38 protein-coding genes are annotated in these 26,048 nt (G+C 67.4%); 37 read left to right on the forward strand and 1 reads right to left on the reverse strand.

Annotated elements, in window-relative coordinates; translation table 11 throughout:
• The first annotated feature begins 79 nt into the window (after nt 1–79).
• Nucleotides 80–1,273, forward strand: coding sequence for an elongation factor Tu (gene tuf / locus OHA84_RS21660; RefSeq protein ID WP_053682624.1), 1,194 nt, complete (start codon nt 80–82; stop codon nt 1,271–1,273).
• Between the two features lie 161 nt (nt 1,274–1,434).
• On the opposite strand, the gene OHA84_RS21665 is transcribed toward tuf, so the two are convergent.
• Complete coding sequence (locus tag OHA84_RS21665; protein WP_266970164.1) at nt 1,435–2,346, reverse strand: helix-turn-helix domain-containing protein; 912 nt, start codon at nt 2,344–2,346, stop codon at nt 1,435–1,437.
• Nucleotides 2,347–2,831: 485 nt separating this feature from the next.
• Between OHA84_RS21665 and OHA84_RS21670 the strand changes: the two genes are divergently transcribed.
• The 36 genes from OHA84_RS21670 (at nt 2,832) to rpsI (ending at nt 25,942) form a co-directional block, all read left to right on the forward strand.
• The gene (locus OHA84_RS21670) at nt 2,832–4,013 is read left to right on the forward strand and encodes a hypothetical protein (protein WP_266970162.1); all 1,182 of its coding nucleotides are present in this window, start codon (nt 2,832–2,834) and stop codon (nt 4,011–4,013) included.
• A gap of 462 nt (nt 4,014–4,475) precedes the next feature.
• Nucleotides 4,476–4,784 (forward strand): 30S ribosomal protein S10, encoded by a 309-nt coding sequence (rpsJ, locus tag OHA84_RS21675; RefSeq protein WP_003948644.1) that lies wholly within the window; start codon nt 4,476–4,478, stop codon nt 4,782–4,784.
• Nucleotides 4,785–4,798: 14 nt separating this feature from the next.
• Nucleotides 4,799–5,443 carry a 50S ribosomal protein L3 gene (rplC, locus tag OHA84_RS21680; RefSeq protein WP_053682621.1) on the forward strand — a complete coding sequence of 215 codons (645 nt, stop codon included), beginning with the start codon at nt 4,799–4,801 and terminating at the stop codon, nt 5,441–5,443.
• A 4-nt stretch (nt 5,444–5,447) separates the two neighbouring features.
• On the forward strand, nt 5,448–6,098 hold the full coding sequence (gene rplD, locus OHA84_RS21685; RefSeq protein WP_031146574.1) for a 50S ribosomal protein L4: 651 nt from the start codon (nt 5,448–5,450) through the stop codon (nt 6,096–6,098).
• A complete protein-coding gene (gene rplW, locus OHA84_RS21690) occupies nt 6,098–6,421 on the forward strand; it encodes a 50S ribosomal protein L23 (RefSeq protein ID WP_037792012.1) in 324 nt (107 codons plus the stop codon). Before rplD ends, rplW begins: the two co-directional genes overlap by 1 nt.
• Before the next feature lie 40 nt (nt 6,422–6,461).
• The gene (gene rplB, locus OHA84_RS21695; protein ID WP_008739715.1) at nt 6,462–7,298 is read left to right on the forward strand and encodes a 50S ribosomal protein L2; all 837 of its coding nucleotides are present in this window, start codon (nt 6,462–6,464) and stop codon (nt 7,296–7,298) included.
• Nucleotides 7,299–7,310: 12 nt separating this feature from the next.
• Nucleotides 7,311–7,592, forward strand: a complete 282-nt coding sequence (gene rpsS / locus OHA84_RS21700) for a 30S ribosomal protein S19 (RefSeq protein ID WP_023539342.1) — start codon at nt 7,311–7,313, stop codon at nt 7,590–7,592.
• A gap of 43 nt (nt 7,593–7,635) precedes the next feature.
• Entirely contained in the window at nt 7,636–7,983 is a 348-nt protein-coding gene (gene rplV, locus OHA84_RS21705; protein ID WP_037792011.1) for a 50S ribosomal protein L22, read from the forward strand.
• Nucleotides 7,983–8,822, forward strand: coding sequence for a 30S ribosomal protein S3 (gene rpsC / locus OHA84_RS21710; RefSeq protein WP_053682620.1), 840 nt, complete (start codon nt 7,983–7,985; stop codon nt 8,820–8,822). Before rplV ends, rpsC begins: the two co-directional genes overlap by 1 nt.
• Nucleotides 8,823–8,827: 5 nt before the next feature.
• Complete coding sequence (gene rplP, locus OHA84_RS21715) at nt 8,828–9,247, forward strand: 50S ribosomal protein L16 (protein ID WP_030026326.1); 420 nt, start codon at nt 8,828–8,830, stop codon at nt 9,245–9,247.
• Nucleotides 9,247–9,471 (forward strand): 50S ribosomal protein L29, encoded by a 225-nt coding sequence (rpmC, locus tag OHA84_RS21720; protein ID WP_008739703.1) that lies wholly within the window; start codon nt 9,247–9,249, stop codon nt 9,469–9,471. Before rplP ends, rpmC begins: the two co-directional genes overlap by 1 nt.
• Nucleotides 9,471–9,752 carry a 30S ribosomal protein S17 gene (rpsQ, locus tag OHA84_RS21725; protein WP_053682619.1) on the forward strand — a complete coding sequence of 94 codons (282 nt, stop codon included), beginning with the start codon at nt 9,471–9,473 and terminating at the stop codon, nt 9,750–9,752. The genes rpmC and rpsQ overlap by 1 nt, the downstream gene beginning before the upstream one ends.
• 123 nt (nt 9,753–9,875) lie before the next feature.
• On the forward strand, nt 9,876–10,244 hold the full coding sequence (gene rplN, locus OHA84_RS21730) for a 50S ribosomal protein L14 (protein ID WP_053682618.1): 369 nt from the start codon (nt 9,876–9,878) through the stop codon (nt 10,242–10,244).
• Nucleotides 10,245–10,246: 2 nt separating this feature from the next.
• Nucleotides 10,247–10,570 carry a 50S ribosomal protein L24 gene (gene rplX, locus OHA84_RS21735; RefSeq protein ID WP_053682617.1) on the forward strand — a complete coding sequence of 108 codons (324 nt, stop codon included), beginning with the start codon at nt 10,247–10,249 and terminating at the stop codon, nt 10,568–10,570.
• Nucleotides 10,570–11,121, forward strand: coding sequence for a 50S ribosomal protein L5 (gene rplE / locus OHA84_RS21740; protein ID WP_030388859.1), 552 nt, complete (start codon nt 10,570–10,572; stop codon nt 11,119–11,121). The genes rplX and rplE overlap by 1 nt, the downstream gene beginning before the upstream one ends.
• A gap of 5 nt (nt 11,122–11,126) precedes the next feature.
• On the forward strand, nt 11,127–11,312 hold the full coding sequence (locus OHA84_RS21745; protein WP_003956452.1) for a type Z 30S ribosomal protein S14: 186 nt from the start codon (nt 11,127–11,129) through the stop codon (nt 11,310–11,312).
• Between the two features lie 223 nt (nt 11,313–11,535).
• Entirely contained in the window at nt 11,536–11,934 is a 399-nt protein-coding gene (rpsH, locus tag OHA84_RS21750; protein WP_007265911.1) for a 30S ribosomal protein S8, read from the forward strand.
• Between the two features lie 20 nt (nt 11,935–11,954).
• On the forward strand, nt 11,955–12,494 hold the full coding sequence (gene rplF, locus OHA84_RS21755; protein ID WP_053682616.1) for a 50S ribosomal protein L6: 540 nt from the start codon (nt 11,955–11,957) through the stop codon (nt 12,492–12,494).
• 2 nt (nt 12,495–12,496) lie between these two features.
• Nucleotides 12,497–12,880 carry a 50S ribosomal protein L18 gene (gene rplR / locus OHA84_RS21760; RefSeq protein ID WP_008739696.1) on the forward strand — a complete coding sequence of 128 codons (384 nt, stop codon included), beginning with the start codon at nt 12,497–12,499 and terminating at the stop codon, nt 12,878–12,880.
• 45 nt (nt 12,881–12,925) lie between these two features.
• Complete coding sequence (gene rpsE / locus OHA84_RS21765) at nt 12,926–13,528, forward strand: 30S ribosomal protein S5 (RefSeq protein WP_053682615.1); 603 nt, start codon at nt 12,926–12,928, stop codon at nt 13,526–13,528.
• Nucleotides 13,528–13,710 (forward strand): 50S ribosomal protein L30, encoded by a 183-nt coding sequence (gene rpmD / locus OHA84_RS21770; protein ID WP_053682614.1) that lies wholly within the window; start codon nt 13,528–13,530, stop codon nt 13,708–13,710. The genes rpsE and rpmD overlap by 1 nt, the downstream gene beginning before the upstream one ends.
• A gap of 1 nt (nt 13,711) precedes the next feature.
• Nucleotides 13,712–14,167, forward strand: a complete 456-nt coding sequence (gene rplO / locus OHA84_RS21775; RefSeq protein WP_053682613.1) for a 50S ribosomal protein L15 — start codon at nt 13,712–13,714, stop codon at nt 14,165–14,167.
• Between the two features lie 186 nt (nt 14,168–14,353).
• Nucleotides 14,354–15,667 carry a preprotein translocase subunit SecY gene (gene secY, locus OHA84_RS21780; protein ID WP_053682612.1) on the forward strand — a complete coding sequence of 438 codons (1,314 nt, stop codon included), beginning with the start codon at nt 14,354–14,356 and terminating at the stop codon, nt 15,665–15,667.
• Nucleotides 15,667–16,314, forward strand: coding sequence for an adenylate kinase (locus OHA84_RS21785; RefSeq protein WP_053682611.1), 648 nt, complete (start codon nt 15,667–15,669; stop codon nt 16,312–16,314). The genes secY and OHA84_RS21785 overlap by 1 nt, the downstream gene beginning before the upstream one ends.
• Before the next feature lie 92 nt (nt 16,315–16,406).
• The gene (map, locus tag OHA84_RS21790; RefSeq protein ID WP_053682610.1) at nt 16,407–17,243 is read left to right on the forward strand and encodes a type I methionyl aminopeptidase; all 837 of its coding nucleotides are present in this window, start codon (nt 16,407–16,409) and stop codon (nt 17,241–17,243) included.
• A 143-nt stretch (nt 17,244–17,386) separates the two neighbouring features.
• Nucleotides 17,387–17,608, forward strand: coding sequence for a translation initiation factor IF-1 (infA, locus tag OHA84_RS21795; RefSeq protein ID WP_003956442.1), 222 nt, complete (start codon nt 17,387–17,389; stop codon nt 17,606–17,608).
• 73 nt (nt 17,609–17,681) lie between these two features.
• Entirely contained in the window at nt 17,682–17,795 is a 114-nt protein-coding gene (rpmJ, locus tag OHA84_RS21800) for a 50S ribosomal protein L36 (RefSeq protein ID WP_003956441.1), read from the forward strand.
• A gap of 200 nt (nt 17,796–17,995) precedes the next feature.
• Nucleotides 17,996–18,376, forward strand: a complete 381-nt coding sequence (rpsM, locus tag OHA84_RS21805) for a 30S ribosomal protein S13 (RefSeq protein WP_053682609.1) — start codon at nt 17,996–17,998, stop codon at nt 18,374–18,376.
• 54 nt (nt 18,377–18,430) lie between these two features.
• Nucleotides 18,431–18,835 (forward strand): 30S ribosomal protein S11, encoded by a 405-nt coding sequence (gene rpsK, locus OHA84_RS21810; RefSeq protein ID WP_053682608.1) that lies wholly within the window; start codon nt 18,431–18,433, stop codon nt 18,833–18,835.
• A 137-nt stretch (nt 18,836–18,972) separates the two neighbouring features.
• Entirely contained in the window at nt 18,973–19,995 is a 1,023-nt protein-coding gene (locus OHA84_RS21815; protein WP_008739666.1) for a DNA-directed RNA polymerase subunit alpha, read from the forward strand.
• A 98-nt stretch (nt 19,996–20,093) separates the two neighbouring features.
• Nucleotides 20,094–20,558 (forward strand): 50S ribosomal protein L17, encoded by a 465-nt coding sequence (gene rplQ, locus OHA84_RS21820; protein ID WP_053682607.1) that lies wholly within the window; start codon nt 20,094–20,096, stop codon nt 20,556–20,558.
• Nucleotides 20,559–20,668: 110 nt separating this feature from the next.
• Nucleotides 20,669–21,520: a tRNA pseudouridine(38-40) synthase TruA gene (gene truA / locus OHA84_RS21825; RefSeq protein ID WP_053682606.1), complete on the forward strand. Its 852-nt coding sequence runs from the start codon at nt 20,669–20,671 to the stop codon at nt 21,518–21,520.
• Nucleotides 21,521–21,564: 44 nt separating this feature from the next.
• Nucleotides 21,565–23,193 (forward strand): ABC-F family ATP-binding cassette domain-containing protein, encoded by a 1,629-nt coding sequence (locus tag OHA84_RS21830; protein ID WP_053682605.1) that lies wholly within the window; start codon nt 21,565–21,567, stop codon nt 23,191–23,193.
• Between the two features lie 236 nt (nt 23,194–23,429).
• Nucleotides 23,430–24,701 carry a glycosyltransferase family 87 protein gene (locus tag OHA84_RS21835; RefSeq protein WP_266970154.1) on the forward strand — a complete coding sequence of 424 codons (1,272 nt, stop codon included), beginning with the start codon at nt 23,430–23,432 and terminating at the stop codon, nt 24,699–24,701.
• Between the two features lie 233 nt (nt 24,702–24,934).
• Nucleotides 24,935–25,378, forward strand: coding sequence for a 50S ribosomal protein L13 (gene rplM / locus OHA84_RS21840; RefSeq protein ID WP_030230678.1), 444 nt, complete (start codon nt 24,935–24,937; stop codon nt 25,376–25,378).
• 42 nt (nt 25,379–25,420) lie between these two features.
• Entirely contained in the window at nt 25,421–25,942 is a 522-nt protein-coding gene (rpsI, locus tag OHA84_RS21845; protein WP_053682604.1) for a 30S ribosomal protein S9, read from the forward strand.
• Nucleotides 25,943–26,048 lie beyond the last annotated feature (106 nt).

Raw genomic sequence — 26,048 nt, forward strand, 5'->3', positions numbered from 1 at the left:
CGGGGGAACCGGCTATCCAGCAAAGATCACCTGGCGCCGATCTGTAAGGCGTACAGAACCACTCTCCAGGAGGACCCCCGTGGCGAAGGCGAAGTTCGAGCGGACTAAGCCGCACGTCAACATCGGCACCATCGGTCACATTGACCACGGTAAGACGACCCTCACGGCCGCCATTACCAAGGTGCTGCATGACGCGTACCCGGACCTGAACGAGGCCTCGGCCTTCGACCAGATCGACAAGGCTCCTGAGGAGCGCCAGCGCGGTATCACCATCTCCATCGCGCACGTCGAGTACCAGACCGAGGCGCGTCACTACGCCCACGTCGACTGCCCCGGTCACGCGGACTACATCAAGAACATGATCACGGGTGCCGCGCAGATGGACGGCGCGATCCTCGTGGTTGCCGCCACCGACGGCCCGATGCCGCAGACCAAGGAGCACGTGCTCCTGGCCCGCCAGGTCGGCGTTCCCTACATCGTTGTCGCCCTGAACAAGGCCGACATGGTGGACGACGAGGAGATCCTGGAGCTCGTCGAGCTCGAGGTCCGTGAGCTGCTCTCCGAGTACGACTTCCCGGGCGACGACCTTCCGGTCGTTCAGGTCTCCGCGCTCAAGGCTCTTGAGGGCGACAAGGAGTGGGGCGAGAAGCTTCTCGGCCTGATGGCCGCGGTCGACGAGTCGATCCCGACCCCTCCGCGTGACACCGAGAAGCCGTTCCTGATGCCCGTCGAGGACGTCTTCACGATCACCGGTCGTGGCACCGTCGTCACCGGCCGCATCGAGCGTGGTGTCCTGAAGGTCAACGAGACCGTTGACATCATCGGCATCAAGCAGGAGAAGACCACCACCACGGTCACCGGCATCGAGATGTTCCGCAAGCTGCTCGACGAGGGCCAGGCGGGCGAGAACGTCGGTCTGCTCCTCCGTGGCATCAAGCGCGAGGACGTCGAGCGCGGCCAGGTCATCATCAAGCCCGGTTCGGTCACGCCGCACACCGAGTTCGAGGCCGCCGCGTACATCCTGTCGAAGGACGAGGGTGGCCGTCACACCCCGTTCTTCAACAACTACCGCCCGCAGTTCTACTTCCGTACCACGGACGTGACGGGCGTTGTGACCCTCCCCGAGGGCACCGAGATGGTCATGCCCGGTGACAACACCGACATGACTGTCAACCTCATCCAGCCTGTCGCGATGGAAGAGGGCCTGAAGTTCGCCATCCGTGAGGGTGGTCGTACGGTCGGCGCCGGCCAGGTCACCAAGATCACGAAGTAATTTCGCGGTCTGACCTGGTGGCTCGCGAGAGCGGGCACCACGTTTGACAGAGGGGCCCCCTCCCCGACGCTTCGGCGTCGGGGAGGGGGCCCTTCGTCGTATCCGGGGCGAAGTCGTGCCCGGGGCGAAGGGGAGGGGTTGTCCTCAGGGGGAGGGGTGGTCTAGGCGGCGGCCGTGCCGGCCCGGCACTCCCCGCACAGCCCCGGTACCGGTGACCGGAAGGCGAGGCCGCAGGCGTCGTCCTCGCAGGTCTGGAAGGGGTCCGGCGGCACGTGGGCGGGCGCGCGGGGGCCTTCGTCGGGCAGGGCGGGCGGCAGTTGGGCGGTGAGCCGGTGGGCGATCAGCCCGGCGGGGTTGCGCAGCTGCGGCGGCAGATTGGCGGTGAGCGCCGCGAGGATGCCGGCCGGTCGGGCCCCGCGCTCCAGCCAGGCCTCGACGGCCGGGGTGAGCCGTTCGATGTCCTGTCGGCCGAGCAGGAGCCGGGCGTCGGCGCGGCGGAGATCGGTCAGGATGGCCGTGGCGGCGTCGCGGCGCCAGGGGTTGTCGGGGTTCACGGGCCGGGGCGGGGCGGAACGCTGTGGGGCGTCCTGGGGCTCCCGGGGCTCCCGGGCGTCCTGGGCCTCCGGGGCGGGGGAGGGCGGGGCCGGCGTCGGGGGTGTCACGGGGGGCGCCGGGGGCGCCGTCTCGGGTTCCGTGGCCTCGGCCAGGCAACCGGGGCGGTTGTAGGACACGGTCCGGGTGGCGACCTGGCCGCCGGCGAGCCGTACGCGGGTCCGCTCCAGGTACCCGTGGAGCTCCAGCTCCCGCAGGGCGGCGGCGATGCGGTACTCGCTCTCGGGGAAGCGGGGGACGAGGTCCCGGATGCCGATCAGGGCGCCGGTCGGCAGCGACTGGATGTGGACCGCGAGGCCGATCGCGACGAGCGACATCTCGGGGTGCTGCGCGAGGTGGTTGCCGACCACGGTGAAGCGCCGGGTGTGGCGGACGTTGACGTGGATGACACCTGATCGAGGGGTGTCGCCCGGATTCCGCCCGGGGGCGCGCACGACGGCGGTACTCTTCTGGCTATCCATCGGGAAGCGCTACTTCCTTGTTGGTAGGCCCCCGCCGGGATTGCGAGTCCCGTCGGGGGCCGACGCATGTCTGGGGTTGTCGCGGCGAGCATAAGCCCGACAACCCCCGTGCGAGCCAGCCCGGTTGGCGTAGTTCACCCGTGTGAGCGACACGCACCCCGCGGGAGGCTGGAGGGGTCTGGCGTGGTTCTTTCGCTTCCGGAGTACTTACACCAAACGTCGTGGCCCACCGCGACGTGCTCCACCGCGTCGTGGCCCTCGCGACCCGGTGCGGCGTGCGCCCGAGTTCGGCCGGCGGCTCGGACAACCACCCCTACGGGCACATGGGTTGGGCGCGACCGGACGGGGCGCCGACTCCTCCGGGAACCCCGAACCCGCACGCCGGGACGGACCGTTCGCACCCCCTTCGGGCCCTGTGGGAGCGAGCTGTCCGGGGTGTGCGAGGATCCGCAGCGCATGCGTTCGATCTTTACGGGGGCGGGGACATGGGCAGCAACGACGGCGCCGGCAGACCGGGCGTTTCCGACGAGGCGTGGGAGCGGTTCGTACGGGAGTCCGGGGCCGGGGGAGGGACCGCTCCGCACGAGCCGTCCGCACGGGCGCGGATGGTCACCGAGCGGCTGCGCCGGGAGGACGAGGCGCGGGCCGCGGCGGAGCGGGGATGGTGGCGGGGGCGCCGGGCCCGTCGGGCCGCCGAGCCGGAGGGGTGGCGGACCGGGCCCGCGTGGCAGGGGCGGGACGGGGGCCGGACGGGCAACCGGCGCCTCAAGGCGACCGCGGGCATCGTGTTCATCGCCGCCCTGGCCCTGGTCGTCGTACGGCCGGAGCTGCTCATCGACCGGCTGACCGGGGAGGCCGGTCGCGGCGCGGCCGCGCCGCTGCCCGCCGAGTCGGCGCGGCCCACGGAGGCTCCCCCCGAGGCGCTCCCGGACCAGGCGACCCTGAGGGAGCCGTTCAGGGGCTCCCCGGCCCTTCAGTGGGCCGACGGCGCGGCCGGTATCGATGCCCCCGAGGCGAAGGCCCTGGCCGGGCTGTCCCGGGAGCAGGTGGCGGACGGGCTGGCCAGGACCCGGCAGTTGCTGACGGCGGCCAACCTGGATCCGAACACCCTCCGCGGCGGGTACCCGCGCGCGGCCCTGGAGCTGCTGGACCCGCTACAGCCGTCCGGCCGGGGCGTCTTGGAACGCGCGCTCGCCAAGCCCTCCGCGGAAGCGGACCCGCTCTGGCTGTTCAGCCGCTTCGACCCGGCCGAGGTGCGCCCGCACGGCGAGGTCGTCAAGACGCGCGGGCGCATGTGGTTCGACAGTGCCCGTCAGGGTGAGGTGCTGGTGCACACCGACTACACCTTCGTCTACCCGGTGGTGCGGGCCGCGCCCGGCTCGCAGGAGGTGGCACGCACCATCGTGCGCCGCGAACTCACGGTGGCGGTGTCCGATCCGCGGGTGATCGAGGTGACCCCGGGAACGCTGACGATCGTCACGTGGTCCGAGACGGCCGGCAACGACGACTGCGACCGGAGCGGAACCGGCTACCTGCACCCGACCTTCCGCTCGGACGCGCGGGCGCTGCCGGGTGCGGAGCCCACGGGGCCGCGCACGGATCCATACGACCGAAGTCAGGACATCTCGCGGCTTCCGTCGGAGTGCGGGACGGTCACGCGCTCCTGACCAGGGGCCCGGCGCGGACCCCCGTCGCGCGGCACGGTTTGACGTGTCTGCGCGGAGGGGTATTCTTCTGCGCCCGATTGGCGCAGTACGTGTCTTGTATGGCAGACTACTCAAGTTGCTCGGTTGAGTGCCGATGCTGCGCGCCTCCCGCCGGGAGGACCGGAAGCGAGTCCCACAGTACTCGTCGCCCTTACCTGCCCCTCAGGGCAGCAATGGGGGCGGACGTACGGGAATCTTCTGGGAAGTGTCAGCACGGTGCGGACCAGGCACCCGGTGGGTGTTTCTCCCCCGAAGCGCGGTCTTGGGACCGCACCCCCTTGGACGAGGGAATTTCCGTATGGGAATTTTCTGTAGAGGGTGTGCGACACGCCCGACCGCGTGGGTCGGAGGGAAGCAGTGGAGAGATCCACAGCCGCCCGGGAGCCAGAGCGTTTCCACAACAGACAGGACTACGGAGTAGCCATGGCGGGACAGAAGATCCGCATCCGGCTCAAGGCCTACGACCACGAGGTCATCGATTCGTCGGCGAAGAAGATCGTCGAGACGGTGACGCGCACTGGTGCGTCGGTCGCGGGCCCGGTGCCGCTGCCCACTGAGAAGAACGTGTACTGCGTCATCAAGTCGCCGCACAAGTACAAGGACTCGCGCGAGCACTTCGAGATGCGCACGCACAAGCGCCTGATCGACATCCTCGACCCGACCCCCAAGACCGTTGACTCGCTGATGCGCCTGGACCTTCCGGCCGGCGTTGACATCGAGATCAAGCTCTGAGAGGCGTCGAGAAGATGGCAAAGCAGATCAAGGGCGTCCTGGGCGAGAAGCTCGGCATGACCCAGGTCTGGGACGAGAACAACCGTGTCGTCCCGGTGACCGTGGTCAAGGCCGGACCCTGCGTCGTTACCCAGGTCCGTAAGAACGACATCGACGGCTACGAGTCGGTCCAGATCGCCTTCGGCGAGATCGACCCTCGCAAGGTGAACAAGCCCCTCAAGGGTCACTTCGCCAAGGCCGACGTCACCCCCCGCCGCCACCTGGTGGAGCTCCGCACCTCCGACGCCGGCGAGTACACGCTCGGCCAGGAGATCACCGCCGCTGTGTTCGAGTCGGGCGTCAAGGTCGACGTCACGGGCAACAGCAAGGGCAAGGGCTTCGCCGGTGTCATGAAGCGTCACAACTTCAAGGGCCTCGGTGCCGGTCACGGTGTCCAGCGCAAGCACCGCTCCCCCGGTTCGATCGGTGGCTGCGCCACCCCTGGGCGTGTCTTCAAGGGCATGCGCATGGCCGGTCGTATGGGCAACGAGCGCGTCACCACCCAGAACCTGACCATCCACGCGGTTGACGCGGAGAAGGGTCTGCTCCTCATCAAGGGCGCGGTCCCCGGTCCGAACGGCGGCCTCGTCCTGGTCCGTACCGCGGCCAAGGGGGCTTGAGGTAATGAGCACCATTGACATCCTTTCGCCGGCAGGCGACAAGGCCGGTACCGTCGAGCTCCCCGCGGAGATCTTCGACGCGAAGACCAGCGTTCCGCTGATCCACCAGGTCGTTGTCGCTCAGCTGGCTGCTGCCCGTCAGGGCACGCACAAGACCAAGCGTCGTGGCGAAGTCCGTGGTGGTGGCCGCAAGCCGTACCGCCAGAAGGGCACCGGCCGCGCGCGCCAGGGTTCGACCCGCGCTCCGCAGTTCGTCGGCGGTGGCGTCGTCCACGGCCCGCAGCCGCGTGACTACTCCCAGCGGACCCCGAAGAAGATGAAGGCCGCCGCTCTCCGCGGTGCCCTCTCGGACCGCGCGCGTCACTCCCGCATCCACGTCGTCACCGGCGTGGTCGAGGGTGCCGCCTCCACGAAGGCCGCCAAGACGCTGTTCGGCAAGATCTCGGAGCGCAAGAACCTGCTCCTGGTCGTCGACCGTGCCGACGAGGCCGCGTGGCTGTCCGCCCGCAACCTGCCCCAGGTTCACATCCTGGAGCCGGGCCAGCTGAACACGTACGACGTGATCGTCTCTGACGACGTGGTCTTCACTCAGGCCGCTTTCGAGTCCTTCGTGTCTGGCCCCAAGGCCGATGAGACCGAAGGGAGCGACGCCTGATGTCTGAGGCGACCGTTACCAGCAAGACCTTCACTGACCCGCGCGACCTGCTGATCAAGCCGGTTGTCTCGGAGAAGAGCTACGCGCTGCTGGACGAGAACAAGTACACGTTCATCGTCGCGCCTGGCGCCAACAAGACCCAGATCAAGCAGGCCGTCGAGGCGGTCTTCTCGGTCAAGGTCACCGGGGTCAACACGATCAACCGTCAGGGTAAGCGCAAGCGCACCAAGACCGGTTTCGGCAAGCGCGCGAACACCAAGCGCGCCATCGTGACCCTCGCTGAGGGCGACCGAATCGACATCTTCGGCGGCCAGGCCTCCTAACGGAGTCCTGAGTCGTCCGGAATCGGACGAGGACTGAGAAATGGGTATCCGCAAGTACAAGCCGACGACCCCGGGCCGTCGTGGCTCCAGCGTCGCCGACTTTGTCGAGATCACGCGGTCCACGCCGGAGAAGTCGCTGGTTCGCCCGCTGCACAGCAAGGGCGGCCGTAACAACACCGGTCGGATCACTGTTCGTCACCAGGGTGGCGGCCACAAGCGCGCCTACCGTGTGATCGACTTCCGTCGTCACGACAAGGACGGCGTGCCGGCGAAGGTCGCGCACATCGAGTACGACCCCAACCGCACCGCGCGCATCGCGCTGCTGCACTACGCCGACGGCGAGAAGCGCTACATCATCGCGCCGAAGGCCCTGAAGCAGGGTGACCGGATTGAGAACGGCCCGACGGCCGACATCAAGCCCGGCAACAACCTGGCGCTGCGCAACATCCCGGTTGGTACGACGATCCACGCGATCGAGCTGCGTCCCGGTGGCGGTGCGAAGTTCGCCCGCTCCGCCGGTGCGTCCGTGCAGCTGCTGGCGAAGGAGGGCACCATGGCCCACCTTCGTATGCCGTCCGGAGAAATCCGCCTGGTCGACGCGCGCTGCCGCGCCACCGTCGGTGAGGTCGGCAACGCCGAGCAGTCGAACATCAACTGGGGCAAGGCCGGCCGCATGCGCTGGAAGGGCGTTCGCCCCTCCGTCCGCGGTGTCGCGATGAACCCGGTCGACCACCCGCACGGTGGTGGTGAGGGTAAGACCAGTGGTGGTCGCCACCCGGTCTCCCCGTGGGGTCAGAAGGAGGGTCGTACTCGCTCGCCGAAGAAGGCTTCGAGCAAGTACATCGTCCGCCGCCGCAAGACGAACAAGAAGCGCTAGGAGCGGGTTTAGATGCCGCGCAGTCTCAAGAAGGGACCCTTCGTCGACGGACACCTCATCAAGAAGGTGGACGTACAGAACGAAGCCGGTACCAAGAACGTCATCAAGACCTGGTCCCGTCGCTCGATGATCATCCCGGCCATGCTGGGTCACACCATCGCGGTGCACAACGGCAAGATCCACGTCCCGGTGTTCGTCACCGAGTCGATGGTCGGCCACAAGCTCGGCGAGTTCTCGCCGACTCGCACCTTCCGCGGCCACGTCAAGGACGACCGGAAGTCGAAGCGCCGCTAAAGGCGGGGTGGTTATGACTATGACTTACACCGAAGGGACAACCATGGAAGCCAGGGCCCAGGCGCGGTACATCCGCGTCACGCCCATGAAGGCCCGCCGAGTGGTGGACCTTATCCGTGGCATGGATGCCACGGAGGCTCAGGCGGTCCTGCGTTTCGCCCCGCAGGCCGCGAGCGTGCCGGTTGGCAAGGTGCTGGACAGCGCCATTGCCAACGCCGCACACAACTACAACCACCCGGACGCCTCCACGCTGGTCATCAGCGAGGCGTTCGTGGACGAGGGCCCGACCCTGAAGCGGTTCCGTCCGCGTGCGCAGGGCCGTGCCTACCGGATCCGCAAGCGGACCAGCCACATCACCGTGGTCGTCAGCAGCAAGGAAGGTTCCCGGTAATGGGCCAGAAGGTAAACCCGCACGGGTTCCGGCTCGGCATCACCACCGACTTCAAGTCGCGTTGGTACGCCGACAAGCTGTACAAGGACTACGTCAAGGAAGACGTCGCCATCCGTCGGATGATGACGTCCGGCATGGAGCGCGCCGGCATCTCGAAGGTTGAGATCGAGCGCACCCGTGACCGCGTGCGTGTGGACATCCACACCGCTCGTCCCGGCATCGTCATCGGCCGTCGTGGCGCCGAGGCCGACCGCATCCGCGGTGACCTCGAGAAGCTCACGGGCAAGCAGGTCCAGCTGAACATCCTCGAGGTCAAGAACCCCGAGCTTGACGCTCAGCTGGTTGCCCAGGCCGTTGCCGAGCAGCTCTCCTCCCGCGTCTCCTTCCGTCGCGCCATGCGTAAGAGCATGCAGGGCACGATGAAGGCCGGCGCCAAGGGCATCAAGATCCAGTGTGGCGGTCGCCTCGGCGGCGCCGAGATGTCCCGCTCCGAGTTCTACCGCGAGGGTCGTGTGCCGCTGCACACGCTGCGCGCGAACGTGGACTACGGCTTCTTCGAGGCCAAGACCACCTTCGGCCGTATCGGTGTGAAGGTCTGGATCTACAAGGGCGACGTCAAGAACATCGCCGAGGTTCGCGCCGAGAACGCCGCGGCCCGTGCGGGCAACCGCCCGGCTCGTGGTGGCGCGAACGACCGTCCGGCCGGTGGCCGCGGTGGTCGTGGTGGCGAGCGTGGCGGCCGTGGCGGCCGCAAGCCGCAGCAGGCTGCTGGTGCCGAGGCCCCCAAGGCCGACGCTCCCGCCGCCGCTCCGGCTGAGAGCACCGGAACGGAGGCCTGACCGACATGCTGATCCCTCGTAGGGTCAAGCACCGCAAGCAGCACCACCCCAAGCGCCGCGGTATGGCCAAGGGCGGTACTGAGGTCTCGTTCGGCGAGTACGGCATCCAGGCGCTCACCCCCGCCTACGTGACGAACCGCCAGATCGAGGCGGCTCGTATTGCGATGACCCGTCACATCAAGCGTGGCGGCAAGGTCTGGATCAACATCTACCCGGACCGTCCGCTCACGAAGAAGCCCGCCGAGACCCGCATGGGTTCCGGTAAGGGTTCTCCCGAGTGGTGGATCGCGAACGTGCACCCGGGTCGGGTCATGTTCGAGCTGTCCTACCCGAACGAGAAGATTGCTCGTGAGGCGCTCACCCGCGCTGCTCACAAGCTTCCGATGAAGTGCCGGATTGTTCGGCGCGAGGCAGGTGAGTCGTGATGGCGACGGGAACCAAGGCGTCCGAGCTGCGTGAGCTCGGCAACGAGGAGCTCGTTGGCAAGCTGCGCGAGGCCAAGGAAGAGCTGTTCAAGCTGCGCTTCCAGGCGGCCACGGGCCAGCTGGAGAACAACGGCCGGCTCAAGTCCGTCCGTAAGGACATCGCCCGGATCTACACCCTGATGCACGAGCGCGAGCTCGGCATCGAGACGGTGGAGAGCGCCTGATGAGCGAGAAGAATGTGACTGAGACCCAGGACCGCGGCTTCCGCAAGACCCGTGAGGGCCTCGTCGTCAGCGACAAGATGGACAAGACTGTCGTCGTCGCCGTCGAGGACCGCGTGAAGCACGCCCTGTACGGCAAGGTCATCCGCCGTACGAACAAGCTCAAGGCTCACGACGAGCAGAACGCTGCCGGCGTCGGCGACCGCGTCCTCATCATGGAGACGCGTCCGCTGTCGGCGAGCAAGCGCTGGCGCATCGTCGAGATCCTCGAGAAGGCCAAGTAAGTACCTGAGGCCCTGAGCAGAAAGTTCAGGGGCCCCTCAGGTTCGTTCCGCCAGGCTCGGTGGGGGCGTCGCTCCTCGGAGTGAAGCCCCCGCCGGGAACCGGCAGACAATCAGGAGATAGACGTGATCCAGCAGGAGTCGCGACTGCGTGTCGCCGACAACACTGGTGCCAAGGAGATCCTTTGCATCCGTGTTCTCGGTGGCTCCGGTCGCCGCTACGCGGGCGTCGGTGACGTCATCGTCGCCACCGTCAAGGACGCGATCCCCGGCGGCAACGTGAAGAAGGGTGACGTCGTCAAGGCCGTCATCGTTCGCACCGTCAAGGAGCGCCGCCGCCAGGACGGCTCGTACATCCGATTCGACGAGAACGCCGCTGTCATTCTCAAGAACGACGGCGACCCTCGTGGCACCCGTATCTTCGGCCCGGTGGGCCGTGAGCTGCGCGAGAAGAAGTTCATGAAGATCATCTCGCTCGCGCCGGAGGTGCTGTAAGCATGAAGATCAAGAAGGGCGACCTGGTTCAGGTCATCACCGGCAAGGACAAGGGCAAGCAGGGCAAGGTCATCACGGCCATCCCTACTGAGAACCGCGTCCTCGTCGAGGGTGTCAACCGGGTCAAGAAGCACACCAAGGCCGGTCAGACCGCTGGTGGTTCGCAGACCGGTGGCATCGTGATCACCGAGGCGCCGATCCACGTCAGCAACGTTCAGCTGGTTGTGGAGAAGGACGGCCAGAAGGTCGTCACCCGCGTCGGATACCGCTTCGACGACGAGGGCAACAAGATCCGCGTTGCCAAGCGGACGGGTGAGGACATCTGATGGCTACCACTCCGCGTCTCAAGACGAAGTACCGCGAGGACATCGCGGGCAAGCTGCGTGAGGAGTTCTCCTACGAGAACGTCATGCAGATTCCCGGCCTCGTGAAGATCGTGGTCAACATGGGTGTGGGCGACGCCGCCCGCGACTCCAAGCTGATCGACGGCGCCATCAAGGACCTGACGACGATCACCGGTCAGAAGCCGGCCGTCACGAAGGCCCGGAAGTCCATCGCGCAGTTCAAGCTGCGTGAGGGTCAGCCGATCGGCTGCCACGTCACCCTCCGTGGTGACCGCATGTGGGAGTTCCTGGACCGTACGCTGTCGCTCGCGCTTCCGCGTATCCGTGACTTCCGTGGTCTGTCGCCGAAGCAGTTCGACGGCCGTGGCAACTACACCTTCGGTCTCACGGAGCAGGTCATGTTCCACGAGATCGACCAGGACAAGATCGACCGTACCCGGGGTATGGACATCACCGTGGTCACCACGGCGACCAACGACGACGAGGGCCGCGCCCTCCTTCGTCACCTCGGCTTCCCCTTCAAGGAGGCGTAAGCGAGATGGCGAAGAAGGCTCTCATCGCGAAGGCTGCCCGCAAGCCCAAGTTCGGTGTGCGTGCGTACACCCGCTGCCAGCGCTGCGGTCGCCCTCACTCCGTGTACCGCAAGTTCGGCCTGTGCCGCGTCTGCCTTCGTGAGATGGCTCACCGTGGCGAGCTGCCGGGCGTGACCAAGAGCTCCTGGTAAATCCCTCCTGTCCTTAGGGACTTGGAGAGAACCAGAGACTCTCGGTAAGCATCTGGACGGCAGGTGCCCGGCCGCGCATGCCTTAGGCTTGTGTGGTTGGGCGTCTGCCGCCCATAACGACTTACTACGCCGTAGGTCCCCGCACCGCACCCGTCCCGCCACTGAGTGGGGAGAGGGATGGCGCATACAGGAAACCCCGGCGAGAGAGGCCGAAGGCCACTTCATGACCATGACTGACCCGATCGCAGACATGCTCACGCGTCTGCGTAACGCTAACTCGGCGTACCACGACACCGTCGTGATGCCGCACAGCAAGATCAAGTCGCACATCGCAGAGATCCTCAAGCAGGAGGGTTTCATCACCGGCTGGAAGGTCGAGGACGCCGAGGTCGGCAAGAACCTCGTCCTCGAGCTGAAGTTCGGGCCGAACCGTGAGCGCTCCATCGCGGGCATCAAGCGGATCTCGAAGCCCGGTCTGCGCGTGTACGCGAAGTCCACCAACCTGCCGAAGGTGCTCGGCGGCCTGGGCGTGGCGATCATCTCCACGTCCCACGGTCTCCTCACCGGCCAGCAGGCAGGCAAGAAGGGCGTAGGTGGGGAAGTCCTCGCCTACGTCTGGTAGTCGGGAACGGAGGAAAAGCAATGTCGCGAATCGGCAAGCTCCCCATCCAGGTTCCCGCCGGTGTGGACGTCACCATCGATGGCCGCACGGTCGCGGTGAAGGGACCCAAGGGTTCCCTCTCGCACACCGTCGCTGCGCCCATCGCCGTCGCCAAGGGTGAGGACGGCGTTCTGAACGTCATCCGCCCCAACGACGAGCGTCAGAACAAGGCCCTGCACGGCCTGTCCCGCACGCTGGTGGCGAACATGATCACCGGTGTGACCACGGGATACGTCAAGGCTCTCGAAATCAGCGGTGTCGGTTACCGCGTCGCCGCGAAGGGCTCCGACCTGGAGTTCCAGCTTGGCTACAGCCACCCGATCCTGATCGAGGCGCCCGAGGGCATCTCCTTCAAGGTCGAGTCGCCCACCAAGTTCACGGTCGAGGGCATCGACAAGCAGAAGGTCGGCGAGGTCGCCGCCAACATCCGCAAGCTGCGGAAGCCCGACCCGTACAAGGCCAAGGGTGTCAAGTACGCCGGCGAAGTCATCCGCCGCAAGGTCGGAAAGGCTGGTAAGTAGCCATGGCATACGGTGTGAAGATCGCCAAGGGCGACGCGTACAAGCGCGCTGCCAAGGCTCGCCGCCACATTCGCATTCGCAAGAACGTGTCGGGTACGGCGGAGCGTCCGCGCCTCGTCGTGACGCGTTCCAACCGCAACATCGTTGCTCAGGTCATCGACGACCTCCAGGGTCACACCCTGGCGTCCGCGTCGACCCTGGACACCTCGATCCGCGGTGGCGAAGGCGACAAGAGCGCCCAGGCCCAGGCCGTCGGCGCGCTCGTGGCCGAGCGTGCGAAGGCTGCCGGAGTCGAGACCGTTGTCTTCGACCGCGGTGGCAACCGATACGCCGGGCGCATTGCCGCTCTGGCTGACGCCGCCCGCGAAGCCGGGCTGAAGTTCTAAGCCCCGGTTCCGGGACTCACGGACGTAACAGAGAGAGGTAATCCAATGGCTGGACCCCAGCGCCGCGGAAGCGGTGCCGGTGGCGGCGAGCGGCGGGACCGGAAGGGTCGCGACGGTGGCCCTGCCGCCGAGAAGACCGCTTACGTTGAGCGCGTTGTCGCGATCAACCGCGTCGCCAAGGTTGTCAAGGGTGGTCGCCGCTTCAGCTTCACCGCGCTGGTCGTGGTGGGCGACGGTGACGGCACTGTAGGTGTCGGTTACGGCAAGGCCAAGGAAGTTCCCGCGGCCATCGCCAAGGGTGTCGAGGAAGCCAAGAAGAACTTCTTCAAGGTTCCGCGCATCCAGGGCACCATCCCTCACCCGATCACGGGCGAGCGTGCCGCGGGCGTCGTGCTCCTGAAGCCGGCTTCCCCCGGTACCGGTGTTATCGCCGGTGGCCCGGTGCGCGCCGTTCTGGAGTGCGCCGGCGTTCACGACATCCTGTCGAAGTCGCTCGGCTCTTCCAACGCGATCAACATCGTGCACGCGACCGTGGCGGCCCTCAAGGGCCTGCAGCGTCCCGAGGAGATCGCGGCTCGCCGCGGTCTGCCCCTCGAGGACGTCGCCCCCGCGGCTCTGCTTCGTGCACGTGCCGGGGCGGGTGCGTAATGGCTCGCCTCAAGATCACGCAGACGAAGTCGTACATCGGCAGCAAGCAGAACCACCGCGACACTCTGCGTTCGCTCGGGCTCAAGCGCCTGAACGACGTGGTCGTCAAGGAGGACCGCCCCGAGTTCCGCGGAATGGTGCAGACCGTCCGCCACCTCGTGACGGTTGAGGAGGTTGACTAACATGGCTGAGAACAGCCCGCTGAAGGCCCACAACCTCCGTCCCGCCCCCGGCGCCAAGACCGCGAAGACCCGTGTCGGTCGTGGTGAGGCGTCGAAGGGTAAGACGGCCGGTCGTGGTACGAAGGGCCAGAAGGCCCGTTACCAGATCCCGCAGCGCTTCGAGGGTGGGCAGATGCCCCTCCACATGCGTCTGCCGAAGCTCAAGGGCTTCAAGAACCCGTTCCGCACCGAGTTCCAGGTTGTCAACCTGGACAAGCTCGGCGCTCTCTACCCCGAGGGTGGAGAAGTCACGGTGGCCGACCTGGTCGCCAAGGGCGCGGTTCGCAAGAACAGCCTCGTCAAGGTCCTGGGCCAGGGCGAGATCTCCGTTGCGCTGCAGGTCTCGGTTGACGCCGTTTCCGGCTCCGCCAAGGAGAAGATCGCCGCCGCAGGTGGCACGGTCACCGAGCTCGTCTAAGACGAAACTCAGTGATTAATAGCTGAAACCCGACCGGGGATGCCTCACATATGGGGCATCCCCGGTTGGTCGTTCCACGGAGGGCCATGTCGCCGGTAAGGTGGCCTGCACCTTTGCTTGTACGTATTCGTCGATCCCTCAGACCGTCACCTCTGACGCAGTAGCGCGGGGGTCGCAGGAGGCACCGTGCTCACCGCGTTCGCCCGGGCGTTCAAGACGCCCGACCTGCGCAAGAAGCTGTTCTTCACGCTCGCCATCATCGTGTTGTTCCGCCTCGGGTCCCACATCCCGGTGCCCGGCGTGAACTACAAGAACGTTCAGTTCTGTGTTGACCAGGCCGGGAGCGGCAACAGCCTGTTCGGTCTCGTCAACATGTTCAGTGGTGGCGCGCTGTTGCAGATCACGATCTTCGCGCTCGGCATCATGCCGTACATCACGGCGAGCATCATCCTGCAGCTGCTGACCGTGGTCATCCCGAAGCTGGAGAACCTCAAAAAAGAGGGTCAGTCCGGCACGGCGAAGATCACTCAGTACACGCGCTATCTGACGGTCGCGCTCGCGATCCTCCAGGGCACCGGCCTCGTCGCCACCGCGAAGAGCGGCGCCCTCTTCGGGTCCTGCCAGCTCCGCAGTCAGATCGTGCCGGATCACTCGATCTTCACCATGGTCGTCATGGTCATCACGATGACCGCCGGTACCTGTGTCGTCATGTGGCTCGGTGAGCTGATCACCGACCGCGGCATCGGCAACGGCATGTCGATCCTCATGTTCATCTCGATCGCCGCCGGCTTCATCGGCGCCCTCTGGCAGATCAAGCTCCAGGGCAAGATCGCCGACGGTTGGGTCGAGTTCGGCGTCGTCATCCTGGTCGGGCTCGCGATGGTGGCCCTCGTGGTCTTCGTCGAGCAGGCGCAGCGCCGCATCCCGGTCCAGTACGCGAAGCGCATGATCGGTCGGCGCGCGTACGGCGGCACCTCGACGTACATCCCGCTCAAGGTGAACCAGGCCGGTGTCATCCCGGTCATCTTCGCCTCGTCGCTGCTGTACATCCCGGCGCTGATCGTCCAGTTCAGCGGTTCCACCGCCGGCTGGGCCACCTGGATCCAGAAGCACTTCGTCAAGGGCGACCACCCGTACTACATCGCCGTCTACTTCCTCCTGATCGTCTTCTTCGCGTTCTTCTACGTGGCGATCTCGTTCAACCCCGAGGAAGTCGCCGACAACATGAAGAAGTATGGTGGCTTCATCCCGGGCATCCGCGCCGGCCGACCCACCGCCGAGTACCTCAGCTACGTACTCAACCGGATCACCTGGCCGGGGTCGCTGTACCTGGGTCTCATTGCTCTTGTGCCGACGATGGCGTTGGCGGGCTTCGGCGCGAACCAGAACTTCCCGTTCGGCGGGACGAGCATCCTGATCATCGTGGGTGTCGGTCTGGAAACCGTGAAGCAGATCGAGAGCCAGCTCCAGCAGCGCAATTACGAAGGGTTCCTCCGCTGATGCGAATCGTCCTCGTCGGACCCCCCGGTGCGGGCAAGGGAACGCAGGCCGCGTTCCTTGCCAAGAACCTGTCGATCCCGCACATCTCCACGGGCGACCTGTTCCGCGCCAACATCAGCCAGAACACGGAGCTCGGCCGGCGCGCCAAGGCGTTCATGGACGCCGGTGACCTCGTCCCCGACGAGATCACCATCGGCATGGCGAAGGACCGGATGGAGCAGGCGGACGCCGCGAACGGCTTCCTGCTCGACGGTTTCCCGCGGAACGTGTCGCAGGCCGTCGCCCTGGACGAGATGCTCCGGACCGCCGGCATGAAGCTGGACGCCGTCCTCGACCTGGAGGTCGAGGAGGACGAGGTCGTCAAGCGCATCGCCGGTCGTCGGATCTGCCGCAACGACTCCGCGCACGTCTTCCACGTGACCTACGCCCCGGCCAAGGCCGAGGGCGTGTGCGACACCTGTGGCGGCGAGCTGTACCAGCGCGGTGACGACTCGGAGGCCACGGTCCGCAACCGGCTGGAGGTCTACCACACGCAGACCGAGCCGATCATCGACTACTACAAGGCCCAGGGCCTGCTGGTGACCATCCCGGCCCTCGGTGAGGTCGCGGACGTCACGAAGCGCGCGATGGAAGCCCTGAAGAAGTAGTACCCCTGCTGTGCAGGTACGGCCGCGGTGTCCTCAGGGCGCCGCGGCCGTACTGTTGAGAAGTCCCGATTCAGAAGGTGGAAGGCACGTCCATGGTGCAGCTCAAGACGCCCGAGCAGATCGCCAAGATGCGGGAGGCCGGGCTGGTGGTCGCGGCCATCCACGCGGCGACCCGTGAGGCGGCCGTGCCGGGCGCCACGACGCGGGATCTGGACATGGTGGCCCGCAAGGTCATCGCGGACGCCGGCGCGAAGTCGAACTTCCTCGGCTACGGCGGATTCCCGGCGACGATCTGCACGTCGGTCAACGAGGTCGTCGTCCACGGCATCCCGGACGACAAGACCGTCCTCAAGGACGGCGACGTGATCTCGATCGACGCGGGCGCCATCGTCGACGGCTGGCACGGCGACGCCGCGTACACCGCCTTCGTGGGCACTGGGCACGCGCCTGAGCTCCTGGAGCTCTCCCGGGTGACCGAGGAGTCCATGTGGGCCGGCATCGCCGCCATGAAGCTCGGCAACCGCCTCGTGGACATCTCGAAGGCGATCGAGGGCTACATCCGCCGCCAGCCGCGTCCCGCGACCGGCAAGTACGGGATCATCGAGGACTACGGCGGCCACGGCATCGGGTCCGAGATGCACATGGACCCCCACCTGCTGAACTACGTCTCGCGCAAGCGGGGCAAGGGGATCAAGCTCGTCCCGGGCGTCTGCCTGGCGATCGAGCCGATGGTCTCCCTGGGCACCCCCCAGACGGAGGTACTGGCGGACGACTGGACGGTCATCACGACCGACGGCACCTGGTCCTCCCACTGGGAACACTCCATCGCCCTGACCGAGGCGGGTCCGATCGTGCTGACCAGCCCCGACTGCGGCAAGGCGAAACTGGCGGAGTACGGGGTCACCACGGCCCCGGACCCCCTCGGTTAATGATCTACAATGTGGGGCAAACTTTCCGGATTCGTCTTTCCGGATGCCCTGACGTAGACTGATGCGTCGGCTCTCGTGCATCCCCATGCCCTGCATGGGCGAGGCACGGCGCCGATCAAGGTAGCCGATTCGAAAGGCGAAGCGTGGCCAAGAAGCAAGGTGCCATCGAAATCGAGGGCACCGTGATCGAGTCCCTCCCGAACGCGATGTTCAAGGTGGAACTCCAGAACGGTCACAAAGTCCTCGCGCACATCAGTGGCAAGATGCGCATGCACTACATCCGCATCCTCCCTGATGACCGGGTTGTCGTGGAGCTCTCTCCGTACGACCTGACGCGTGGCCGGATCGTCTACCGATACAAGTAGATCTTGTCTTCACTCCCGTCTGGGCGTCTTGTCCCGGCGCGGGTGGTGGCACTGACCCGGAGAACCTCACCCAATGAAGGTCAAGCCGAGCGTCAAGAAGATCTGCGACAAGTGCAAGGTGATCCGCCGTCACGGTCGGGTCATGGTCATCTGCGACAACCTGCGCCACAAGCAGCGCCAGGGCTGACGCACGCCGACCGACCTGCACTCCGCAGTTCTTCGCGCGACGTAAGAAAACGTACATAACGCAGAATCCGCCCAGCCCTGACCAGGGCCGGCGGCACCTCCGGCGGGGGCCGGGGACCCGGACGTACCACCACCCATCAGGTGTGGTCGGCGGTCGGGGTCGATTCTGCTGAAGACCCCCGAACACACAGGAGCCATTGAATGGCACGCGTTTCCGGTGTTGACATCCCGCGCGAAAAGCGCGTGGAGATCGCACTCACCTACGTCTTCGGTGTCGGTCGCACCCGGTCCAAGGAAATCCTTGCGGCCACCGGTGTGAACCCCGACACCCGCGTTCGTGACCTGGCCGAAGAGGACCTGGTCAAGATCCGCGAGTACGTGGACGCCAACCTCCGCACCGAGGGTGACCTCCGCCGCGAGATCCAGGCCGACATCCGCCGCAAGGTCGAGATCCAGTGCTACCAGGGTGTTCGCCACCGTCGTGGCCTCCCGGTGCACGGTCAGCGCACCAGCACGAACGCTCGTACCCGCAAGGGTCCGCGTCGCGCGATCGCCGGTAAGAAGAAGCCGGGCAAGAAGTAGTCCTGTTCAGCGGTCTTGCGCTGTAGGACCGACCACCTCCCGTAGGAGATTTAGATGCCCCCCAAGGGACGTCAGGGCGCTGCCAAGAAGGTGCGCCGCAAGGAAAAGAAGAACATCGCTCATGGGCACGCCCACATCAAGAGCACGTTCAACAACACCATCGTCTCGATCACGGACCCCTCGGGCAACGTGATCTCCTGGGCCTCCGCCGGCCACGTCGGCTTCAAGGGCTCGCGCAAGTCCACCCCCTTCGCCGCGCAGATGGCCGCCGAGTCGGCCGCCCGCCGCGCGCAGGAGCACGGCATGCGCAAGGTTGACGTCTTCGTCAAGGGTCCGGGCTCCGGCCGCGAGACCGCGATCCGCTCCCTCCAGGCCACCGGCCTCGAGGTCGGCTCGATCCAGGACGTCACCCCCACCCCGCACAACGGCTGCCGCCCGCCGAAGCGCCGCCGCGTCTGACGCGACGGACGCACCTGTGCGTCTTTGAGTGTCCGGGCGGTACGAACCCCTCGCGGGGGACGTGCCGCCCGTACCCTTGCTGTATGTAGTGCCCGTCGGACGTCAAATAGTGGGCGTCCACGACTGAAGGAACACACATGCTTATCGCTCAGCGTCCTTCGCTGACCGAAGAGGTCGTCGACGAGTACCGCTCGCGGTTCGTGATCGAGCCGCTGGAGCCGGGCTTCGGCTACACCCTCGGCAACTCCCTGCGCCGTACGCTCCTGTCCTCCATCCCGGGTGCCGCTGTCACCAGCATCCGCGTGGACGGCGTCCTGCACGAGTTCACCACCGTGCCGGGCGTCAAGGAAGACGTCACCGACATCATCCTCAACATCAAGCAGCTGGTCGTCTCCTCGGAGCACGACGAGCCGGTCGTGATGTACCTGCGCAAGCAGGGTCCCGGCCTGGTCACCGCTGCCGACATCGCGCCCCCGGCCGGTGTCGAGGTGCACAACCCGGACCTCGTCCTCGCCACGCTCAACGGCAAGGGCAAGCTGGAGATGGAGCTGACCGTCGAGCGCGGTCGCGGCTACGTCTCCGCCGTCCAGAACAAGCAGCTGGGCCAGGAGATCGGTCGCATCCCGATCGACTCCATCTACAGCCCGGTCCTCAAGGTCACCTACAAGGTCGAGGCGACCCGAGTCGAGCAGCGCACCGACTTCGACAAGCTGATCGTCGACGTCGAGACCAAGCAGGCCATGCGCCCGCGTGACGCCATGGCGTCCGCCGGCAAGACCCTGGTCGAGCTGTTCGGCCTGGCCCGCGAGCTCAACATCGACGCCGAGGGCATCGACATGGGCCCCTCGCCGACGGACGCGGCCCTGGCCGCCGATCTGGCGCTGCCGATCGAGGAGCTGGAGCTCACGGTCCGCTCCTACAACTGCCTCAAGCGCGAGGGCATCCACTCCGTGGGTGAGCTCGTCGCCCGCTCCGAGGCCGACCTGCTCGACATCCGCAACTTCGGTGCGAAGTCGATCGACGAGGTCAAGGCGAAGCTCGCCGGCATGGGCCTGGCCCTCAAGGACAGCCCGCCCGGATTCGACCCGACCGCCGCCGCCGACGCCTTCGGCGCCGACGACGACGCGGACGCCGGTTTCGTCGAGACCGAGCAGTACTGAGCCTCGGCTCGCAGCAAGAGACTTTCCCGGGGCGTCCGCCCCGGGGGAACTGACACCGGTACCTGACACGGCCGGTGCAGATATGAAGGAGTATCACCATGCCGCGTCCCGCAAAGGGTGCCCGTCTGGGCGGCAGCGCCGCGCACGAGAAGCACCTCCTCGCGAACCTCGCGAAGGCGCTCTTCGAGCACGGCCGCATCACCACCACCGAGGCCAAGGCCCGTCGCCTGCGTCCCTACGCCGAGCGTCTGGTCACCAAGGCCAAGAAGGGCGACATCCACAACCGTCGCCTGGTGCTGCAGACGATCACGGACAAGAGCATCGTGCACACGCTGTTCACCGAGATCGCCCCGCGCTACGAGAACCGCCCCGGTGGTTACACGCGCATCACCAAGGTCGGCAACCGTCGTGGCGACAACGCCCCGATGGCGGTCATCGAGCTGGTCGAGGCCCTGACGGTCGCCCAGCAGGCCACCGGTGAGGCCGAGGCCGCCACCAAGCGCGCCGTGAAGGAAGCCGAGGCCGCCGAGGCCCCGGCCGCCGAGGAGACCAAGGAGGCCTGATCCTCCGGGATCTCGCTTGCTTGAACGGCTCTGAACGGGCCCGCCCCCTTCCGGGGCGGGCCCGTTCTGCGTTGTCCGGTGATTTCCGTGTTTCTGAGAGGATCGCTCACGTGAGTGACGAGGTGGAGCCCGGGCACGTCCGGGTGCGGCTGGACCTGTCGTACGACGGCAAGGACTTCTCCGGCTGGGCGAAGCAGCGCGTGCTGCGGACCGTGCAGGGCGAGCTGGAGTCGGCCCTGAAGACCGTGATGCGGCTGTCCGAGCCCGTCGAGCTGACCGTGGCCGGGCGCACGGACGCCGGTGTGCACGCCCGCGGACAGGTCGCGCAGTTCGACCTGGCCGAGGAGGTGTGGGCCGAGCACCACGACAAGCTGCTGCGCAGGCTCGCCGGGCGGCTGCCGCACGACGTCCGGGTGTGGCGGGCCGCCGAGGCCCCCGAGGGCTTCAACGCCCGCTTCTCGGCGATCTGGCGCCGGTACGCCTACCGCGTCGGCGACCACCAGGCCGGCGTGGACCCGCTGCGCCGCGGGCACGTGCTGTGGCACCAGTGGCCGCTGGACGTGGACGCCATGAACGAGGCCTCCGTCCCGCTGCTCGGGGAGCACGACTTCGCCGCGTACTGCAAGAAGCGCGAGGGGGCCACGACCATCCGCACGCTCCAGCAGCTCTCCTGGGAGCGCGGCGAGGACGGGATCGTCACCGCGACCGTCCGGGCCGACGCCTTCTGCCACAACATGGTCCGCTCGCTGGTGGGGGCCCTGCTGCACGTCGGCGACGGCCACCGGCCGACCGACTGGCCGGGCACGGTGCTGGCCGCCGCCGTACGGGATTCCTCGGTGCACGTGGTGAAGCCGCACGGGCTCACCCTGGAGGAGGTCGGCTACCCGGCCGACGAGCTGCTGGCCGCCCGCAGCAAGGAGGCGCGGAACCTGCGCACCCTTCCCGGGGCCGGCTGCTGCTGACCCCGGAGCAAACCGGTTTGGGCGCACGAGCGCCGGCCGGGAGAATGCCCGGCATGGGACATCTCGAAGTCAACCACCTGGAGTACTACCTTCCCGACGGGCGGGTCCTGCTCCCCGACGTCTCCTTCCGTGTGGGGGAGGGCTCGGTGGTGTCCCTGGTGGGGGCGAACGGCGCCGGAAAGACCACGCTGCTGAAGCTGATCTCCGGGGACCTCCAGCCGCACGGCGGCGGGGTCACCGTGAGCGGCGGGCTCGGCGTGATGTCGCAGTTCGTGGGCTCCGTCCGCGACGAGACGACCGTGCGCGACCTGCTGGTATCGGTGGCGCAGCCGCGGCTGCGGGAGGCCGCGAAGGCAGTGGACCGGGCCGAGCAGCTGATCCTCACGGTGGACGACGAGGCCGCGCAGATGGCGTACGCGCAGGCGCTCAGCGACTGGGCCGACGTCCAGGGCTACGAGGCGGAGACCCTGTGGGACGTCTGCACCATGGCCGCGCTGGCGATCCCGTACGACAGCGCGCAGTTCCGCGAGGTGCGCACGCTGTCGGGCGGTGAGCAGAAGCGGCTGGTCCTGGAGGCGCTGCTGCGCGGGCCGGACGAGGTGCTGCTGCTCGACGAGCCGGACAACTACCTGGACGTCCCGGGCAAGCGCTGGCTGGAGGAGCAGCTGAAGGCCACGCGCAAGACGGTGCTGTTCGTCAGCCACGACCGGGAACTGCTCACCCAGGCCGCCCAGAAGATCATCAGCCTGGAGGCGAGCCCGACCGGCAGCGACGTGTGGGTGCACGGCGCGGGCTTCGGGACGTACCACGAGGCCCGCAAGGAGCGCTTCGCGCGCTTCGAGGAGCTCAAGCGGCGCTGGGACGAGGAGCACGCCCGGCTGCGGGCCCTGGTGCTGCGGCTGCGCAACCAGGCGGCCTCCAGCCCCGACATGGCCTCGCGGTACCGGGCGATGCAGACCCGCTTCCAGAAGTTCGAGGAGGCCGGTCCGCCGCCGGAGCCGCCGCGCGAACAGGACATCCGGATGCGGCTCAAGGGCGGGCGTACGGGCGTGCGCGCGCTGACCGTGGAGAACCTGGAGCTCACGGGGCTGATGAAGCCCTTCTCGCTGGAGGTGTTCTACGGCGAGCGGGTCGCGGTGCTCGGCTCGAACGGTTCCGGGAAGTCGCACTTCCTGCGGCTCCTCGCGGGCGAGGACGTCAAGCACACGGGCACCTGGAAGCTGGGCGCCCGGGTGCTGCCGGGCCACTTCGCGCAGACCCACGCGCACCCCGAGCTCTTCGGGCGGACCCTCGTCGACATCCTGTGGACGGAGGCGGCGAAGCCGCTCGGCGCGGCGATGGGCGCCCTGCGCCGCTACGAGCTGGAGCGTCAGGCCGACCAGCCCTTCGAGAAGCTCTCGGGCGGGCAGCAGGCGCGCTTCCAGATCCTGCTGCTCGAACTGGCCGGCACCACGGCGCTGCTGCTGGACGAGCCGACGGACAACCTCGACCTGGAGTCGGCGGAGGCCCTCCAGGACGGCCTGGAGTCGTACGACGGCACTGTGTTGTGCGTCACGCACGACCGCTGGTTCGCGCGCACATTTGACCGTTATCTGGTCTTCGGTTCGGACGGTGTCGTGCGGGAGACTCAGGAGCCCGTGTGGGACGAGCGACGGGTCGAGCGGAAGCGCTGAGACCCTGCGGTGCGTTTCGACGGGCGGAGTCCGGCGCGGCCGACCGAAGCCTCTGAGGCCCCAGGGCCGAAGGGTGCGAGGGTGGCGGTGAGGGACGGGTCTCAGGAGCCCGTGTGGGACGAGCGGCGGGTCGAGCGGAAGCGCTGAGGCGGGTCGAGCGGAAGCGTCGGGGCGGACCACCCCGGCGCGGATTTCGAGGGGGAGACGGCGTGCGGCTGCGGCCTGGCATCTGGCTCGTGAGGCGGGATTCCCGACGTGGCGCGGGGGCGCCCGCGCCCGGGGGCGGGCGGCTCGCCTGGCTGCTCCGGCCGGCGCCGCGGTCCCTGTGGGCGGTCTCCCTCGCGATCGTGCTGACGATCGCGGTCTCGACGAGCCTGCGGGAGAACTGGGGCTCCGACAACGCCTTCGTGGTCAAGGCCGCGGACGCGCTCCTGAACGGTGTGTCCCCGTACGAGGACAAGCGGTTCCTGTACCTGCCGAGCGCGGTCCTCATGGCGGTGCCGGAGGCGCTGCTGCCGACGTGGGCGCTGCGCTGGCTGCTGCCCCTGGGGATGTCGGGACTGATCGGCGTCGGGTGGTGGGCCGCGCTGCGGCTGTTCGCGGTACCGGTGACCTCGCGGTTCGCGATCGGCGGCTTCGGGCTCTTCGCCCTGGCCTACAAGCCGTACCTGAACCTGGTCCTGATCGGGAACTGGACGGCGATCTCGGCGGCCGCCCTGCCGGTGGCGCTGCTGCTGGCGCACCGGCGTTCGTGGGCGGCGGCCGGGCTGGTGGTGGGCCTGGCCATCGCCTGCAAGCCGATGCTGGTGCCGATCGGCGTGCTGTTCCTGCTGGCCCGGCAGTGGCGGGGGCTGGCCGCGGCGGTGCTGACGCCGGTGGCGTTGTCGCTGCTGGGGGCGCTGATGATGCCGAGTCCGACGCTGTTCTTCACCAAGACGCTGCCGTTCCTGCTCCAGGGACAGGACGAGTACGCCCTGCCGTGGGACGCCTCCCCGATCGCGGTGCTGCCGCGGCTGGGGGTGCCGGGGGTGTTCGCGGTGCTGGTGGCGTCCGCGGGGGCGGCGGGCGGCCTGTGGGCGGCCTGGGTCCGCTGGCGGCGTACCGACGACGTCGACGACGGGGAACTGAGGCTGGTCGAGACGGCCTGCATGGTGATGCTCGCCGCATTCCTGGTGTCGCGGCCCTCCTTCGACCACTACCTCCTGGTGGTGCTTCCGCTGCTGCTGGTGTCGGGGGTCCGGGCCGGTTCGACGCCGCGCTCGCCCTGGTTCTGGGCGGCGCTGGTGCCGCAGTTGGCGGGGGTTCCGTGGCCCACCGAGCTGGCCCGCAAGAGGCGTGCGTTCCGTGACTGCGCGACGCTGTGCGGGCTAGCGATCGTGCTCGCGCGTCGTGGACCGCGCTCCGATCGGGTTACTCTGGACCCGGTAACAACTGCGGGGTCCCCACCCAGGACCGAACCGGAGTGCGCCGCGAAGTCGAGAGAGTCGGCATCGCGGACCGCGTTTTGACCCGTACGGGTCTGCTTGGGTACCCTGCTGGTTTGTTCTGCGTATTGGCTTGCTCATTCTCACGTGAAAGGGCCTTGCGCCGGTCCACCGGACCGATGACCAGCAGTTCGCACACGGGTTGCGTCCCCGTTGTGAACGAGGGCTGTCGTGATCGTCCGTGGTGACCCTGTCAGGACCTTCCCGTGGGGCTTGCGCCCTTGGGATACCACCACTGAAGAAGCGAAGGCATACGCGTGCGTACGTTCAGCCCCAAGCCCGGCGACATCTCGCGCCAGTGGCTCGTCATCGACGCCCAGGACGTTGTCCTCGGCCGTCTGGCGACCCAGGCCGCTGCCCTCCTGCGGGGTAAGCACAAGCCGACCTACGCCCCCCACATGGACATGGGCGACTTCGTCATCATCGTCAACGCCGACAAGGTTCACCTGTCCGGCAACAAGGCGACCCAGAAGATGGCGTACCGCCACTCGGGCTTCCCGGGCGGTCTCCGCTCGGTGCGCTACGACGACCTCCTGGCGAACAACCCGGAGAAGGCCGTCGAGAAGGCCATCAAGGGCATGCTCCCCAAGAACACCCTGGGCCGTCAGATGCTCTCGAAGCTGAAGGTCTACTCGGGCGACCAGCACCCCCACGCTGCCCAGCAGCCGGTGCCGTTCGAGATCACCCAGGTCGCGCAGTAGTTCCGGCCACCCCCTAAGACGTAGAAAATTCTGAGGAGCATCGTGGCCGAGACCACCGCCGAGACGACCCCCGTCGAAGAGTTCGAGGGCAACGTCGAGGAGTACACCAGCGAGTCCGAGGTCGTCGTCGAGGGCGACTACACCTCCGAGTCCCTTGCCGGTCGCTTCGGCGACCCCCAGCCGGCCGCCGGCCTGGGCCGTCGCAAGAACGCCATCGCCCGCGTCCGGATCGTTCCGGGCACCGGCAAGTGGAAGATCAACGGTCGCACCCTTGAGGACTACTTCCCCAACAAGGTGCACCAGCAGGAAGTCAACGAGCCGTTCAAGCTCCTGGAGCTGGACAACCGTTACGACGTCATCGCCCGCATCTCGGGTGGCGGCGTTTCCGGCCAGGCCGGCGCCCTGCGCCTCGGTGTGGCCCGTGCGCTGAACGAGGCGGACGTGGACAACAACCGCCCGGCGCTGAAGAAGGCCGGCTTCCTCTCCCGCGACGACCGTGCGGTCGAGCGCAAGAAGGCCGGTCTCAAGAAGGCCCGTAAGGCTCCGCAGTACAGCAAGCGTTAATCTGCGCCTGCTGTTCCGCAACGAAACCGCCCCGGCAGCACTCTTCGTGCTGCCGGGGCGGTTCGTTTACCGCCACAAGCGGCACATATTTGTCACAGCGGTCACA

This window comes from Streptomyces sp. NBC_00513, from assembly GCF_041431415.1.
Lineage (GTDB): Bacteria > Actinomycetota > Actinomycetes > Streptomycetales > Streptomycetaceae > Streptomyces.